Here is a 17013-nt window from a genome sequence, read left to right as displayed (position 1 = left end):
AATCTATTGATAATTTCTAGGAATACCAACTTGTGATAAACCAGCAATTACTTTTAAATTTTGACAACGAATTAATTCACTAAAATTTAAACCAGAACGCCCTTCTATTGTTCCTACCGCTTCAATAGCCGTTAATAAATGTTGGGCGGCTTCAGTTTCTGAATAACCTCGTCTTTGGGCGACACGAATAGCCGCCGTATCAGCAGTTAATTCCGACTCCTGGGATTTATTGATTCGCCAAATCCGTATGGCTGCTACAGCACTTAATCCCCCAGCTATCACCACACCTACCACATCAGACTGGACTGCCTCTATTATTCCGCCTACAAGCCCCGCTAACACCACACCTTGATAAATATGAGGTTGTAACCATTTCACCCCCGTTAACCAGCAAACCCTCTGCAATAGGAGTAAATCCCGTTGGGGTTTTGGTAATCGTCTCCATAAATCAAAATTAATATATATTGGTCTGGCTTGGCTCAGGGGCAGGGGAAAAGCCGCATCTATTACCTGTTTTTGTTCTGGTTTACTGACGATTTTAGTCATCATTCGCCCAGAAGCGGGCATTAAGTCTAACAAACGACGAATTTCAATATTTGGTTCCATAACATCCATTATTAGCCATAATCGTGTATATTCAATGACTACTAAGATTACACTTTATATTCAGATGGACGCTTTTGATCCCAATCCGCCAGAATGGACTAATCAAGCGGTACACGCCCACCAATTTCATTGTCCCCAATGCCACGCTACTAGTCGAGAAGCTGTTGGTGTGTGGATAAATAGGCGATCGCCCGTCACCTCCGCAAATCGTGGTCGTTATTGGCAAGAATTTTATCATTGTCATTGCGATTATGCCTGGTGGGCTTGGAGTAAGGATAGACCACCCACGAATTTATCTGGGAGGAAGTGAATTTTAATGGGTACGACAGGGCTCGAACCTGTGACCGTCCGCTTAGAAGGCGGATGCTCTATCCAACTGAGCTACGTACCCATGAAGCCTTTATCATTATAACTGAAATTTTCAGAAAAGACAAGAGGAAATTAAAAATTTTCTAATTTTCAGTCACCAACTGCAAATAATTAGGAGGTCAAGGTCAAATTAGAAACAAAATAGATACGATATTCAGATATATTGTGAGAGCATTTACTTAGTTAATCCTTATGAGTAGATCTTACAGCAGTTCATATCCTTCTAAGTCAGTGCTAACAATATTTTTCTGTTTTAGCTGGGCTATTTTAGGAGTATTATACTTTTTGTTCTTTAGTGCTAAGATCCCTGATCTAGGGCAGGGAGGAATAGAAGTCCGCGCCGGGTGGCATGTAATTGACCGAAAAGACGGGACACAAGCCCCGTCCTTCCAGGGCGGCTTTATGTTAAAATTTGGTCATAGTCGCCTTATGGCATTGGGAGACTTTAAACGGACATGGAGGGACGATAAGACCACTTGTGGCGTGTTTCAGTGAAGTGTCAAGAATCACCGCACCTTCAGGTCGGTAAGTATGTCAAACAAATATTTTTGAAACTGTGGCTTATTTAGTTGCAAGTCTCTTATGCTGGAGGAACTGGCAGAGTACCCAAATGGTTAGTAGTCGAAAAGTCTGGCTCTCAATCGGGTTAGGAATGTTTGCCTATTTTATAGGTAGACTAGTTTTCGCCTACATAGAAATTGGCTTAAAACAACAGCCAGATGTGTCTATAGCTAATGTGTTTTTTATCATGGCATTTTTATGTCTGACTACTGGCATGGCTTTAGGCCTGCTTTCTCACCGAATCCACCTAAAACCATGGCAGTGGCTAATTGTAGCAGCAGTTGGCGGATTAGGCAGTTTTCCAACTTGGTTGATGTCTCAAAAACAAGCATCAACCGAACAGGTAGCCTTTTTTCTCAACTTATTTTACATGGTTAGCGATGTGCTGCCATTAATTATTGCCATAATGATGCTACTGGCTTTTTGGGGCGGTAAAGTCTCCCTATCTTGGCGAATAATTGCCGCAGCCGCATTTTCACTCTACATTGCATATATGTGGTTTAAATTCGCTCAACAAAGTCCCAATTATCAAAGTGGGGACATACTAGAAGTATTCTGGGTGTTTAGTGGAGTTTTATTCGGTCTGGGCACTGTTCTAGAATATGACGCATCATTGAGTCTTAAAGGCCGAGACCGTGGACGCAAGGGAACTTAACAAATTTTGGTGTCTACCGTGAGAAAATTAACAGATTCTGACAAACAAGAAATTCTCAAGCTATATCGAGAAACTGCGGAAACAACCTCGACTTTAGCGGAACGCTATGGTGTTAGCAACTCCACAATTAGCCGACTGCTCAAAGGTACCTTACCAGAAAAAGAGTATGAATTTCTCGTTTCTTTAAAACGTGCTGCTAGAACCCCTGAAGGCAGAGCGCAGGTAAACTATGAGCAGTTACCTCTGTTGACTCAACCACTATTGGAAGTAGAGGTTTCCAGTGGTGTCAGCAGTCGTGAGGAGTTATCACAACCAGAACCAGAAAAGCTAGAGATACCAGCAGAACCAGATCATGATCCTGATTTTGCTCAACCTATTCCGGCTAATAGACGCTTAAAAACACGCTCCTCCGCAGTGGAAAAACCCAAGCTTCCTATGGTCAAAGAAGTTCCAGTTGTTAAAGAATTGGAAATTATTAGACACAAGCCTACGGAAACACCAATTATTTCTAAAACCAAGTTAGATGTAGAAACCCTACATTCACAGTCAAGTTTATTTGCGGAAATATTGGATGAGGATTTGCTGGATGAATCTGATGATTTAGAAGATGATGATTTGGATGATGATTTGTATGACGACGAGGAGGACTTTGAGGACGAGGACTATGAAGCACCAAAACCCCTAGTTACTAGACGGGGAAATGGAGAAGTGTCTGTTCAAGTTTTACCATTGTCGGTTGCCCATTTACCGAAAACTTGTTATTTGGTAATTGATCGTTCTGCGGAGTTAATTACCCGTCCACTCAAGGATTTTGGGGATTTGGGTCTGATTCCTAGTCTGGAAAATCAACAGAAAACACTGCCGATTTTTGATAACCACCGCGTAGCTAAACGCTTTTCTACTAAGCGCGATCGCGTCATCAAAGTCCCCGATAGTCAAATGCTTCATAAGGCCAGTAGTCATTTACAAGCTAAAGGGATTACGCGACTATTGATTGATGGTCAAGTCTACTCTTTGTCTTTGGTGTAAAGGTATGTGGACATTTGCTGGTTAGAGTAGTTAAATGCTCTAACCGCTCCTTGATCAAGCTGGCCTCTCATCATGTTAGGATGAAAATAATATTCATAATTCCGACCAAATTCAAGTAGTTTAATTGGCCAATCAGTGCTATTAATTGCCTAATTTAGGTTTCATCTACCGCTTTATTCAGAAACGTATCTACTGTGATGGTTAACTCTGCTGCTTCTTCTGTTACTAACCGTAAACCTTCTAAAGTTGAAGGTATCAAAGAAAATAGTAATTTTTTGCGTGAACCTGTAGCCACGGAAATCCTCCAGGACACCACCCACTTTAGCGAAGACGCAATTCAGATTCTCAAGTTTCATGGTTCTTATCAACAAGATAACCGTGATAACCGCGTCAAAGGACAGGAAAAAGATTACCAAATGATGCTGCGGACAAAAAATCCCGGCGGGTTAGTACCCCCTCAGCTATATTTGGCTTTGGATAAATTGGCTGATGAATACGGTAATCAAACCCTCAGAGCTACTACTCGCCAGGGTTTCCAATTACATGGTATCCTGAAAAAGAATCTCAAGGCCACTATCGCTACAATTGTCGAAAATCTTGGTTCAACTTTGGGCGCTTGTGGTGATGTTAACCGCAATGTGATGGCTCCTCCAGCCCCCTTTAAAAATCGCTCAGAATACCAATATGCTTGGGAATATGCCCAAAATATCGCTGATTTGCTTTCTCCCCAAACTGGCGCTTATTATGAGATTTGGTTAGATGGGGAAAAAGCCATTAGTGGGGAAGAACATCCAGAGGTCAAAGCAGCCCGACAAAGTAATAGTAATGGTACTATTCTTCATGATTCCGTAGAACCTATCTATGGAACTTATTATATGCCCCGCAAATTTAAAATTTGCGTCACTGTTCCCGGTGATAATTCTGTTGATTTATATTCCCAAGATTTGACTTTGGTAGTGATTACCAATAAAAAGGGCGTTTTAGCAGGATTTAATATTTTCGCTGGTGGTGGTTTGGGTAGAACCCACAATAAAGAGGAAACCTTTGCTAGAAGCGCTGACCCTATTGGCTATGTGTCCAAAGCTGATGTATATAATCTTGTCAAGGCTATAGTCGCTACACAACGGGATTATGGAGATCGTACGGACAGACGACACGCAAGATTAAAATATTTAATCAATGATTGGGGTGTAGATAAATTCCGCACCCAAGTTGAAGAATACCTTGGTAAACCTCTCGAACCATTTAAACCGCTGATTCAGTTTAAATATAAGGACTTTCTGGGCTGGAATGAACAAGGCGATGGTCAACTGTTTTTAGGTATTTCCATTGATAACGGGCGTGTCAAAGATGATGGTGATTTTCAATTAAAAACTGCTTTGCGGACCATTGTTGAGCAATTTAATCTCCCTATTCGCCTCACAGGTAATCAAAACCTGCTATTTTGCGATATTGCACCGACGGATAAAGCAGCCATTCAAGAGATTTTGGATAAATGTGGAGTTATTGCTGACCCTGATCAAATAGCAGCACTAACAAGATATGCTATGGCTTGTCCAGCCTTGCCTACCTGCGGTTTAGCAATAACTGAGTCTGAACGAGCCATTCCCGGAATTTTAGCCAGAATTCAGGCTTTATTAGATAAACTGGGTTTACAAAATCAGCATTTTGTAGTGAGAATGACCGGTTGTCCTAATGGTTGTGCTCGTCCTTATATGGCAGAATTGGGTTTTGTGGGTAGTGCTGCGGAATCTTATCAAGTGTGGTTGGGGGGTTCACCAAATCAAACCCGATTAGCTCAACCTTTTGTCGAAAAACTGCATCATAATGACATTGAAAGTTTCCTGGAACCGATTTTTGTCTTCTTTAAAAAGTCGCGGTCACCGAAAGAAAGTTTTGGCGATTTTTGTGACAGATTGGGTTTTGATGCGATTAGGGAATTTGTAGCTAACTACACCCCAGGAGATCCTACTAGTAGCGGTAAATCCCGTCACCGTGTCAGTCTCCGCGATGATTTCTACGCGCAACTCAAGGAAACGGCTGAAAAACAAGAACGGCCAATGACTGATTTGGTACATGAGGCTTTGGAGAAGTATTTCCAAACTCTCTAGATAGATTTTCTCACATAAAGACGCAAAGTTAAGCTGTTGTGCATTGAGTTTGTATAATTATAGCGGGCTTTTCGTCCCGCACCACAAAGTTTTGTAACAGCTTATTTTTGAGGTTTTTGTGTGAGATCAAATTTACGGCGGTTTTTAGGTAATTTTACTAAAATTATGTCAGTCATTAAAGGAGTTGATGGTAATGATGAAGTTACTTATTTTTGGACTAATCGTAGTTTATATTGCTGGTGTGTGGAAATTTTGGACTGGATTTAACAAGACCAATTTTAACCAAACTTTACCCAACCGGATCGGGTTAGCTTTGTTATGGCCTGCTTTATTTTTGGTTAACCCATCCTATCGTCGTAACTTTCAAAGAGCATTAAAGGGATAATTAATTCGTAGTGAACAATCAGGAATTAATTATCTGTGCTTAAAATTGTCCTTGACTAAAAAGCCTGAATCCATTCTTTAATAGAATACTCTGTCCAAATGCCGTTTTGCCAATAGGGATCTGATTCCACTAATTGACGAACGGTATTTTCGTTTTCAGCTTCGTAAATAGCAAAAACTTGAGTTACATCTTTTGTGGGTCCAATGGTAATTAAAATCCCCTCTTCCTTCTGTTTTGCTAATCCTGCTAAATGTCCTTGACGATAGGGTTCGCGTTTAGCAAGAACGTCTTCACAATAGCTTCCCCACATTATGTATTTTGTCATAATTTCTGATTATTGATATTTATTAAAAAGATACCACTAAAATACAAATTTGTCTGCGTTTATCTGCGTTTAATTCTCTACTCTTGTATCTAACAGAAGATACTACCAGACAATGAAGACTTACGCAAGTTTAGTTAAGTATTGTGAAAATAAATTAATATTTTGTATAACAGATCACAGTTTAATGGTTAAATATAGAACTAATATTTCAGTTTAAAATATCACCAAATTAAAAATATGGGTAGACAATTTAACCGACGTAAATTTCTGCTGTATAGTGCGGTAGGTGTTGGTAGTAGCATTTTCTTAAAAGCTTGTGCTAATAATACCCCCAATACTGCGAATAGTCCAGCGGTATCAAACAGTACATCTCCCGTAGTTGGTACGGGTGGTAAAACCATCAAGGTAGGTATTCTACATTCTCTCAGTGGGACAATGGCCATTAGCGAGAAAAGCGTTGTAGACGCGGAAAAACTAGCAATTAAGGAAATTAACGCTGCTGGGGGTCTTTTAGGTAAACAAATTGAAGCAGTTGTGGAAGACGGCGCTTCTAATTGGGATACCTTTAGAGAAAAAGCTACCAAATTGATTGACCAGGATCAAGTAGCGGTAGTTTTCGGTTGTTGGACTTCCGCTAGTCGCAAAAATGTCAAGCCGGTTTTTGAGAGTAAAGACCATATGCTGTGGTATCCTGTGCAGTATGAAGGTCAAGAATGTTCTAAAAACATTTTTTACACTGGTGCTGCACCAAATCAACAAATTGAACCTTCTGTTGATTGGTTGTTAAAAAATAAGGGTAAAGAGTTCTTTTTAGTAGGTTCTGACTATGTTTTCCCCCGCACTGCTAATAACATTATTAAAGCTCAATTAGAGGCTTTAGGTGGGAAAACTGTTGGGGAAGATTACTTACCTTTGGGTAATACGGAAGTAACAGCTATTATCACGAAAATTAAGCAAGTTTTGCCTAATGGTGGAGTGATTTATAATACTCTAAATGGTGATAGTAATGTTGCTTTTTTCAAACAATTGAAGGGAGCGGGATTGACACCAGAAAAATATCCTTCCATGTCCGTGAGTATTGCGGAAGAGGAAGTTAAAGCCATTGGTGTAGAGTATCTAAAAGGACATTATGCTGCTTGGAATTATTTTCAAACAGTAGACACACCCGCCAATAAGAAATTTGTGGCGGCTTTTAAGAAAGAATACGGTGAAGATAGAGTAACAAACGACCCAATGGAGGCAGCCTATATTGCCGTATATTTGTGGAAGCAATCGGTAGAAAAAGCTACTACAACTGACTTGGCGAAAGTCCGGGCTGCGGCCTATGGTCAAACTATAGATGCACCTGAAGGAAAAGTGACAGTTAATGTCAATCATCACATATCAAAAATTGTGCGGATTGGTCAAGTCAGACAGGATGGCCTATTTGACATTGTTTATGCTACCCCCGCACCAGTTGAACCAGTTCCCTGGAATCAATTTGTGAAAGAGACTAAAGGATTCGCTTGTGATTGGTCAGATCCCGCAAAAGGTGGTAAATACAAGAAAGGTTAATTTTATGATCAGTTGTCAGGAGTTAGTTATACAACAAATTGCATCTCGATGAGGTATGTATGGGCGGGCAAGATGCCCACCCCACAAGGGTTTTACTATTCATATTTGTACTTCGTTTAGTGGCAATTTGCTGTGATGTGAAAATAACTAAAAAATAACTAATAACTGACAACTGACTATTAGGAATAAATTGATAATTGTGGGGAGAAAATGTTAACAGGTTTTTTAGAAGCTGTCTTTAATGGTATTAGTATTGGCGCTGTTTTATTAATTGCTGCGCTAGGATTAGCTATCATATTTGGCTTAATGGGTGTCATTAATATGGCTCATGGTGAGCTAATGATGTTTGGTGCTTATACGACTTTTGTGGTGCAAAATGTTTGTAAACAATTGGGTGGGGTTTGGTTTGAAGTTTATATATTTTTGGCTTTGATTATCGCTTTTATTTTCACTGCTGGTGTGGGATTAATTCTGGAAAAAAGTGTAATTCGTTATCTCTATGGAAGACCTTTAGAAACTCTGTTAGCAACCTGGGGAGTGAGTTTAATTTTTCAGCAGTTTGTCCGCAGTGTGAATTTATTACTGATCATAGCAATAGCTTTGTTTTCTGTTCTGTTTTTTGGAGGTTTATGGATTTTAAATTCTCGGAATAATTTGCAGAAAATTCGTAATTGGGTTATGGGAATTTTACTATTTTTGTCATTAGGATTAACAATTACAATCTGTAATTTGTTAAGTAAAATCTATCAGCAAGGAGTAACTTTACCTTGGTTTGGCGCTCAAAATGTGGATGTTACAGCGCCTAGTTGGTTACAAGCTGGTGTATCTTTAGCTGGTGTACAATTACCCTATGCGCGGTTATTTATTATTGCTTTGACGATTATTTGTGTGGGGGGAATTTATCTATTTTTGCAGCGTTCTCTTTGGGGATTAAGAATTAGGGCTGTAACGCAAAATCGCAGCATGAGCGCCTGTTTGGGTATCCCTACTCAAAAAGTTGATGCGATTACTTTCGCGCTGGGTTCAGGGTTAGCTGGTGTGGCTGGATGTGCAATTAGTTTACTCGGTTCTGTTGGACCAAATACCGGACAAAATTACATTATTGACACCTTTATGGTGGTGGTTGTTGGTGGTGTGGGTAATTTAGCTGGTACAATTTTGGCGGCTTTAGGAATTGGAACAACTAATTATTTGATTGGTTCGGGAACTTTAGCTTTGTTGTTGGGTCCGGTTAAGCCTTTGGCTGATTTATTTAGTTTTTTTGCGACAACAAGTATGGCTAAGGTAATGGTTTTTGCTTTAATTATTGTGTTTTTACAATGGAAGCCAGGAGGGATTTTTCCTCAAAAGGGTCGTCATGTTGATGTTTAAATTATGGGAAATTTAACGCAGATAAACGCAGATAAACGCGGATTTTAGAAAATGGATAAGTTAGGAATGATGAAAATTAAAAAGGGGCGAAATTTAATATTAGTTGAAGTTGGGGTGGTTTGTGCAATCGCTTTAATTTTGATTTTGATTATGCCGGTGTTACTTTCAGATTTTCGTCTGAATTTATTGGGACGGTTTTTGTCTCTGGCTATTGTGGCTTTAGGAATTGATTTAATTTGGGGTTATGCTGGTTTATTGAGTTTGGGACATGGGATTTTCTTCGGTTTGGGTGGATATGCGATCGCTATGTACCTAAAATTGCAAGTTCCTATGGGTGAATTACCGGATTTTATGGCGCTTTATGGGGTGGTGGAACTTCCTGGATTTTGGCGGCCTTTTTCTTCTTTTCCCCTGTCTATGGCTGCTGTGGTGATGATTCCGGGTTTGTTAGCAGGATTACTCGGATATTTAGTATTTCGTAATCGCATTAAGGGGGTTTATTTTTCGATTTTGACTCAAGCTGCAATTATTGTATTTTTCAATTTTTTTAATGGACAACAACAATTTTTTAATGGCACAAATGGACTCATAGATTTTACCACTTTTCCGCCTTTATCTTGGGGAATTAATGGCAGTGGTGCTATAGTTAGTGATAGCAAAACTCAATTTGTTTTTTATGTCTTGACGGTGATATTTTTGGCGGCTATTTATGGGCTTTGTCGCTGGTTAACTAGTGGACGTTTTGGCCGATTATTAATAGCTATTCGTGATGATGAAAGTCGGGTCAGATTTTCTGGTTATGACCCCACGGATTTTAAAGTATTAGTATTTGCAGTTTCGGGAGCAATTGCTGGTATAGCTGGGGCATTTTACACCGTTCAAAGTGGTTCTGTATCCCCTAGATCCATGGATATTGGCTTTTCTATTGAAATGGTGATTTGGGTGGCTGTGGGGGGACGAGGGACGTTAACTGGGGCAGTTATTGGCACTTTATTAGTTAATTATGCCCGGACTTTTTTAAGTGAACAATTTGCGGAAATATGGCTATTTTTTCAGGGTATACTATTATTAACTATCGTTATTTTGCTTCCTGACGGCATCATGGGATGGTTAAATAAACAAAATATTCCTTTTTGGAAACGTCAGCAATTAAAATTCTCTAATACCTATCCTAGTTTAGAAGAAGATATGGAAGTGAAACATGAACGCCAAAATCTTGGAAACTGAAAATGTCACCGTTAGTTTTGACGGTTTTAAGGCCATAAATCGCCTAAATTTTAGTATGAATGTTGGGGAATTGCGGGTAGTAATTGGTCCAAATGGGGCTGGAAAAACTACCTTTTTAGATGTAATTACGGGTAAGGTGCAACCAACCATAGGAAGGGTATTATTTAAGGGTAAAAATTTACGTTCTTTAGCTGAACATCAAATTGCACGGTTGGGAATTGGCCGCAAATTTCAAACACCGCGAATTTATCTGAATTTAACACCTTTTGAGAATTTAGAAATCACTAGTAATCGTCAGAAAAATGTCTTTTCAACTTTGTTTCATTCTATCAATTCTGCGGAAAAAAATAGTCTGAAAGGCTTATTAGAAACGATTGGTTTAACTGCAAAAGCAAATATTCCAGCGGCTTTATTATCCCACGGAGAAAAGCAACGTTTGGAGATTGGAATGTTAGTAGCGCAATCTCCCGATTTATTACTTGTTGATGAACCTGTAGCTGGTTTAACAGATGAAGAAACCTATAATATTGGTAATTTATTATTAACATTAGCGGAAAGTCATTCAATTTTAGTCATTGAACATGATATGGAATTTGTGCGACAAATCGCTAAGAAGGTGACAGTATTACATGAGGGTTCGGTATTGTGTGAAGGTGCTTTTGAGGACGTGAGAAATGACCCCCGCGTTATTGAAGTATATTTAGGAAAACAGGAAGAGAATCACACCCCCCTTAGTCCCCCCTTATAAAGGGGGGAAACAAGAATTGGGGAAAATTAAAATAGTTAATCAGGTTAATTTGATGATGCTAAAAATTTCTAATCTTAATGTTCATTATGGTGAAAGTCATATTATCAGAAATGTAGATTTGACTGTATTACCAGGACAAATGGTATGTTTAATTGGGCGTAATGGGGTGGGAAAAACAACCATGCTAAAAACAATTATGGGACTTCTTAAACCCAGCAGCGGAATTATTAATTTTGCAGGGGAGATAATTAACCCTAAACCGACTTATGAAAGGGCGAAAATGGGTATTGGTTATGTAAGTCAAGGAAGGGAAATTATACCGCGATTAACAGTTAAAGAAAATCTGCTTTTAGGATTGGAAGCTAGACAAAAATTAGTCAAAAAACCGGAAATTCCTCCAGAAATTTTTAGCCTATTTCCAGTTTTAAAAACTATGCTTTCTCGTATGGGTGGAGATTTAAGTGGTGGACAACAACAACAATTAGCAATTGCGCGTGCTTTAATGGGAAAACCACAATTACTCGTATTAGACGAACCGACGGAAGGTATCCAACCCTCAATCATTTTGGAAATTGAAGCCGCAGTCCGTCAGATTATTGAAGCTACAGGGATTTCTGTTTTATTGGTGGAACAACACTTGCATTTTGTCCGTCAGGCAGATTACTATTATGCTATGCAAAAAGGTGGGATTGTTGCTTCTGGTCTAACTCAGGAGCTTAGTCAGGATGTGATTCAAAGATTTTTGGCGGTTTGATTTATGAGGTTAGAGTGAGTTTTGTCTCACGCAGAGACGCAGAGGTGCGGAGAGTCTTTGCGCGAAACAAAAACCGCTGTTATTAACTTCTTAAGTTGACACCAAATTTCTCTACTAAAGCAGAACGCACTTGATTATGAACTGGTTCAATTTCATTTTCTGTAAGTGTGCGATCGCTGGCACGATATACTAAACGAAAGGCTAAACTGCGTTGTCCTGTGGGTACATTGTCACCGCGATATTCATCAAACAATTCTACAGAATTTAATAAGCCTTTTCCAGCTTTATTAATGACTTTTTCTAGTTCGGAAACTGTCACTTTTACAGGTGCGAAAAATGCCAAATCTCTATCACTTGCTGGATAGGTAGAATAGGAACTGAATTTGGGAATTAATAAATCATCATGATCCCAAGCATCTAACAAAGTATCTAAATCTAATTGAAACACATAAACGGCTTCTGGTAAATCTTTTTCGCGGCGTAATTGGGGGTGAATTTGTCCAAATGTTCCCAATCTATTACCTTTTATCCACAATGAAGCTGTCCGTCCAGGGTGTAAACGAGAATCTCGATTTTCTGGTTGAAATTCTACTACTAATTTGAGTTGTTTAAAGACACTTTCTAAAATACCTTTAGCTTCAAACCAAGTCATGGCTTTTTCTTTACCACCCCGTGACCATTTACCAGAAGTTATATCACCTCCGATAATTCCAGCTAACATTTCTGCTTCTTGTAAACCGTCTTCTTCACTCCAGAAAACTCGCCCGATTTCAAAACCATTTAACGCCCCATTTCCCTGTTCTAAATTGTATTGAAAGGCGGTAATTAAACCAGAAATTAAATCAGTGCGTAAGGCTGAATATTCCGCAAATAAAGGGTTACTTAAAACAATCTGTTTATCTTCTCCTGGTTTGACTAAGGAATAATGAATTAATTCTGTCAAACCCTCGGCCCGTAAGTAACCCCGTAACCTGCGAATTAATTCTTGATCTAAAGATAGATAACCAGCTTCGGATTTTTCTGGTAAGGTATCACAGAATTTATCATAACCATATAACCGAGCGATTTCTTCAATTAAATCAATTTCCCGTTCTAAATCTCGGTAACGATAGGGAGGTACTGTAACTGTCCAATTCCGTTCATCAGTTTTTACTAATTTACATCCTAAAGCCGTGAGAATTTTTTCTACATCTGATCCTTGTAATTCTCCTGTTTCTTGTCCTAATTCAATTGGACCTAATACTTCATTAATTTTATCTAACCGCAGGTAAATAGAATGAGACCAGGTAGAAATATCTGGACGATAATCGGAAATTTCTTGTTGAACAATTACCCCGGATGCTACTTCTTGAATTAGCGATAAAGTCCGGTTACAAGCTGTTTCTAATTCGGCGCGATTTACGCCCCTTTCATATCTTCCAGAGGCTTCACTTCTTAACCCCACACTGCGAGAAGAACGACGAATAGCTACAGAATCAAATAACGCTGCTTCTAAAACTAAACTTTGTGTACCTTCATGAACTTCTGTGGCTTCACCACCCATAACTCCTGCTAAAGCCACCGGTTGATTATTAGCAGTAATTAATAAATTTTGGGGTGATAAATTGCGATTATTTCCATCTAAGGTTTTTAAGGTTTCTCCCATTTGTGCAAACCGCACACCAATTGTTAATTGTTCTTCTCCAGAAAGAGATTTCAAACGGTCTTTGTCGAAAGCGTGAAGGGGTTGTCCTCTTTCTAATAAAACGTAGTTAGTGATATCAACTACATTATTAATTGGTCTCACTCCCGCAGCCCGTAACCGTTGTTGTAACCATTCAGGAGAGGGCGCGATTTTGATATTTTCAATAACCGTACCAATATAAGCTGGACAAGCTTGGGTTTCGGAAATTTTCAAAGTGACATTTTTTGCGGTTTCAGTATTTTCTACTTTCGCAATTTCGGGAATTGATAATTTTCCCCCGGTTAAAGCGGCTACTTCCCGCGCAATACCCACCATAGACAAAGCATCAGCACGGTTAGCGGTCGCTGTGACATCTAAAATCACGTCCTCTAAACCTAACAGGGGGCGCACGTCACTACCGATAACTATATTTTCTGCTGGGAAGATATGAATACCGTCAATATCAGTGGGTAAACCGAGTTCTTTTAAGGAACATATCATTCCATTAGAGGGAACACCGCGCAGTTTGGCGGGTTTGATTTTTAAATCAATGTTGGGTAAATAAGTTCCTGTGGTCGCTACGGGAACATAGATATCTGAGCGGACGTTCGCCGCGCCACAAACGATATTCACAGTCTCAGCAGCGCCAATATCTACGGTACAAACGCTTAATTTATCTGCGTTGGGGTGGGGTTGACGTTCCAGGACTTTCCCCACAACTACCCCCGCGGCCCAAGTGCGACGGTCTTCTATATCTTCTACTTCAAACCCGGCCATTGTCAAGGTTTCTGCTAGTTCTTCTGGGGTGAGTTTGATTTCTACGAGTTCTTGTAACCAGTTTAGAGAAATACGCATGAAGTCTGTTTATTTGGATTTGTCTTTCATTCTAGAACTTTTGTCGCCAAAACCAGGTGCTTAAACAAGAGTTTTCACACCCGTTGTTAAGCTTTTAACATTTGTAAATTGTGCAAGGTCGCATAAAATCCTTGTTGTTGTAATAATTCTTCATGACTTCCCTGTTCAATTAATTCTCCCCGTTTCAACACAAAAATTTGGTCTACATTACGAATTGTAGATAGACGGTGAGCAATAATAATTGAAGTTCGTTTGATTAACAACTTATTTAAAGCCTCTTGAACTAAGGCTTCTGTTCCTACGTCTAAACTAGCTGTAGCTTCATCTAAAACTAAAATTTGCGGGTTACGAATAGCCGCCCGCGCAAAGGCTAAAAGTTGTTTTTGTCCACTAGAAAGATTAGTCGCCCGTTCTCGTAATTGAGTATCATAACCGTGAGGTAATTGGTTAATAAATGTGGACACATTCGTTTTTTCTGCGGCTTGTTGAATTTCTGCAAAACTGTAATTATCACCTAAAGTAATATTACTTTTAACATCACCAGCAAACAAAAACGCCTCTTGCAAAATCACACTCATATAACGTCGTAGTTCTATTTGGGGAATCTTGCGGATATCCACACCGTCAATGAGAATACGTCCTTGAGTTGGTTCATAAAGACGACACAACAGACGAATAATTGAACTTTTACCCGCACCCGTTGGACCAACTAAAGCTATCTTTTCCCCTGGGTGAATGGTAAAGTTTAAATTTTTAATGACGTAATCATCATTTTTATAAGCAAAGTAAACATTTTCAAACTTAATTTCCCCTAAAGTTGGTATGGGAGTAAACTCTTGAGATTCTAACCTAGCAACTATCTCATTAATATAGCCAAATTCAAAATCTACCTTGGTACTCTCTGGTTGAGGGTAATCTTTAATTTCGATAGGTTCTTCCAAAATATTTACTACCCGTTCAATAGCGGTGAAACCAGATTGAATTACCGTAAATTTTTCGGCAAAATTCCGTAATGGTTCAAAAAATTGTTGGGCATATAAAATAAATGCTGATAAAATCCCAAAAGATATTTGTCTCTCTAAAAGTAACCCACTACCTAACCATAATACTCCAGCAATTGCTACTAAACCAACCCATTCTAAAGTTGCCGAAACTGCTGAATCATACCAAATACTATTATCTACTTGTTTGACATAATTTTGATTGGTAACTCGAAATAATTCGGCATTAAATTTTTCGCGGCGAAATAATTGGACTACATTAATACCGATAATATTTTCTTGCAGTTGAGAATTGAGTCCAGAAAGTTCTTCTCTGGTTTTATAATTAGCGTCTCTATACTGCTGTTGAAAATAAATTATCAACCAAGTTACTGGAATCAGAATCAATACTAATAAAAAAGCAAGTTGTGATTGAATTGAAAACATCAAACCAACTATGACTATCATGGACAATAAATCAGAAATAATGCCTACAGCCCCGGTGGAAAAAACATCTCCTAAGCTTTCTACATCACTGGTTAGTCTAGTAATTAATTTACCTACAGGTGTGCTGTCAAAAAAGCGTACAGATAAAGATGTTACATGATGAAATAAATCCTCACGAATAGCCGCTGTGATTTTTTGTCCTAATTTTTGAACTAAATAACCTTGAACACCTGTTAATATTAAGCGGACACTAGTTGCAATTAGTAACATCCCAATGAGAATATTTAAACCTTGCCATAAGGGCATATTTTGCAGGAATTGATATGTATTAGGTTCTTGCCTAATTAAAGAAATTGCTTGTCCTACTAATAGGGGTTTAATAGCACTAGCAACAGCAATAGGAACAAGCAGGAACATGGATAATGCTAATAGTTTTCCATGACGACGACCATAAGGTATTAAGCGCGAAAATAACCGCCAGTCATTTTCTCGAGGACGGTATTCGGAATTGGTTTTGGTTGGAGATGGTAAGATGCTCATAAATTCAAGATACAGAAGGAAAATAATTTGAAATTCTGCCCTGGGTACTAATTTTTCTCAAAATTTAAGTCATTGATTTCTTGACATTTAGCTTGTGCTGCTTGATAAGCTGCCAAATATTCTACACCTCCTAACATTACATCACCATAATAATCATAAGGGGCTTTTCCATAAATAGGTAAAGGATCATCTTCTGGATAATCTTCCTTAGATTCTTCAACAATGGCTTTAAGCTTTTTACTACTGAGACTTTCAGCGGGAAAATAATAAAATTCCTGGTGATTTTTGGGCAAATAAGGCAGTGTTGGATCAATAATAACATTATTAACTTCAATCCAACCATGTTCCACTGGTTTATATGGTTGACCCGCAAATACTAAAAAGCCTTGAACATACTTTGCACCTTCGGTAATGAGAACAGCTTTATAGGCATTATCAAAAGGTTTTTTAGCTTTACTTTTGATGGTTTTCGCAATTTCCCTAGATAGGGTTTCATCTAATAATTTGTTCATGGGATAAATTATCCTTTAATGATTTTGTCAATTATTAATATACACTAAATCAGCCATCTTTTTAATCCCCTGTACTTTGATAAAGCGATCGTTTTCTTGTTCTGATGTTTTATGATAAAGTTATGTTATGATATGAAGATCAATAGAATGGGATTTATTTTGATATCCCAAGATTACCCCTTGCCAAGGAGGAAGAGCATGAGGAAACCAGAGAACGAGAAAATAAAAAACCGGAAAATCAAGTCCCCTCTCTTTTACAAGTCGATTGGGGTCGCGCTTTTTACTTTTTTATCATCAGTCTGCTGAATATACGCCTTAAAA

At 38.7% G+C, this 17013-nt stretch carries 14 protein-coding genes, 1 tRNA gene and 1 pseudogene; 10 read left to right on the top strand and 6 right to left on the bottom strand.

The features are described 5' to 3' along the window. Positions 1-3 precede the first annotated feature (3 nt). Complete coding sequence (locus tag H6G44_RS11220) at positions 4-606, bottom strand: DUF3318 domain-containing protein (protein WP_190386687.1); 603 nt, start codon at positions 604-606, stop codon at positions 4-6. Positions 607-670: 64 nt separating this feature from the next. On the opposite strand from H6G44_RS11220, the gene H6G44_RS11215 reads away from it, so the two are divergent. Continuing rightward, positions 671-916, top strand: coding sequence for a hypothetical protein (locus H6G44_RS11215; protein WP_190386717.1), 246 nt, complete (start codon positions 671-673; stop codon positions 914-916). 7 nt (positions 917-923) lie between these two features. Here H6G44_RS11215 and H6G44_RS11210 read toward each other — a convergent pair. Beyond that, positions 924-997: transfer RNA gene (locus tag H6G44_RS11210), tRNA-Arg, on the bottom strand. A 507-nt stretch (positions 998-1504) separates the two neighbouring features. Here H6G44_RS11210 and H6G44_RS11205 point away from each other — a divergent pair. The 4 genes and pseudogenes from H6G44_RS11205 to H6G44_RS11190 all read left to right on the top strand — a co-directional run. Beyond that, positions 1505-2191 (top strand): annotated as a pseudogene (locus H6G44_RS11205) (hypothetical protein); the annotation flags it as partial. An 18-nt stretch (positions 2192-2209) separates the two neighbouring features. Then, entirely contained in the window at positions 2210-3220 is a 1011-nt protein-coding gene (locus H6G44_RS11200; RefSeq protein ID WP_190386718.1) for a transposase, read from the top strand. Between the two features lie 197 nt (positions 3221-3417). Next, positions 3418-5331, top strand: a complete 1914-nt coding sequence (gene sir, locus H6G44_RS11195) for a sulfite reductase, ferredoxin dependent (RefSeq protein ID WP_190386719.1) — start codon at positions 3418-3420, stop codon at positions 5329-5331. A gap of 193 nt (positions 5332-5524) precedes the next feature. Beyond that, positions 5525-5716 (top strand): hypothetical protein, encoded by a 192-nt coding sequence (locus H6G44_RS11190; protein WP_190386689.1) that lies wholly within the window; start codon positions 5525-5527, stop codon positions 5714-5716. 55 nt (positions 5717-5771) lie between these two features. Here the strand turns inward: H6G44_RS11190 and H6G44_RS11185 are convergent, their stop codons facing one another. Continuing rightward, positions 5772-6041 (bottom strand): YciI family protein, encoded by a 270-nt coding sequence (locus H6G44_RS11185; RefSeq protein ID WP_190386690.1) that lies wholly within the window; start codon positions 6039-6041, stop codon positions 5772-5774. Positions 6042-6278: 237 nt separating this feature from the next. Here H6G44_RS11185 and urtA point away from each other — a divergent pair, with 237 nt between their 5' ends. The 5 genes from urtA (at position 6279) to urtE (ending at position 11695) form a co-directional block, all read left to right on the top strand. Beyond that, positions 6279-7595: an urea ABC transporter substrate-binding protein gene (gene urtA / locus H6G44_RS11180; RefSeq protein ID WP_190386691.1), complete on the top strand. Its 1317-nt coding sequence runs from the start codon at positions 6279-6281 to the stop codon at positions 7593-7595. 210 nt (positions 7596-7805) lie between these two features. Next, a complete protein-coding gene (locus H6G44_RS11175; protein ID WP_190386692.1) occupies positions 7806-8966 on the top strand; it encodes an ABC transporter permease subunit in 1161 nt (386 codons plus the stop codon). A 51-nt stretch (positions 8967-9017) separates the two neighbouring features. Further along, a complete protein-coding gene (gene urtC, locus H6G44_RS11170) occupies positions 9018-10193 on the top strand; it encodes an urea ABC transporter permease subunit UrtC (RefSeq protein WP_242031724.1) in 1176 nt (391 codons plus the stop codon). Next, positions 10168-10941: an urea ABC transporter ATP-binding protein UrtD gene (urtD, locus tag H6G44_RS11165; RefSeq protein WP_190386693.1), complete on the top strand. Its 774-nt coding sequence runs from the start codon at positions 10168-10170 to the stop codon at positions 10939-10941. Before urtC ends, urtD begins: the two co-directional genes overlap by 26 nt. Positions 10942-10996: 55 nt before the next feature. Continuing rightward, the gene (gene urtE, locus H6G44_RS11160) at positions 10997-11695 is read left to right on the top strand and encodes an urea ABC transporter ATP-binding subunit UrtE (protein WP_190386721.1); all 699 of its coding nucleotides are present in this window, start codon (positions 10997-10999) and stop codon (positions 11693-11695) included. Positions 11696-11777: 82 nt separating this feature from the next. Here urtE and pheT read toward each other — a convergent pair whose 3' ends face one another. The 3 genes from pheT to H6G44_RS11145 all read right to left on the bottom strand — a co-directional run bounded on the left by pheT (position 11778) and on the right by H6G44_RS11145 (position 16692). Then, a complete protein-coding gene (pheT, locus tag H6G44_RS11155) occupies positions 11778-14213 on the bottom strand; it encodes a phenylalanine--tRNA ligase subunit beta (RefSeq protein WP_190386694.1) in 2436 nt (811 codons plus the stop codon). A gap of 86 nt (positions 14214-14299) precedes the next feature. Then, a complete protein-coding gene (locus H6G44_RS11150; RefSeq protein WP_190386695.1) occupies positions 14300-16180 on the bottom strand; it encodes an ABC transporter ATP-binding protein in 1881 nt (626 codons plus the stop codon). A 47-nt stretch (positions 16181-16227) separates the two neighbouring features. Beyond that, on the bottom strand, positions 16228-16692 hold the full coding sequence (locus H6G44_RS11145) for a hypothetical protein (RefSeq protein ID WP_190386696.1): 465 nt from the start codon (positions 16690-16692) through the stop codon (positions 16228-16230). Positions 16693-17013: the final 321 nt, after the last annotated feature.

Origin of the sequence: Aphanizomenon flos-aquae FACHB-1287, from assembly GCF_014698755.1 — a bacterium.
Taxonomy (GTDB): domain Bacteria; phylum Cyanobacteriota; class Cyanobacteriia; order Cyanobacteriales; family Nostocaceae; genus Dolichospermum; species Dolichospermum flosaquae.
Note: the sequence above shows the minus strand (reverse complement) of the source record. Positions and strands in the feature narration are given on the sequence as shown.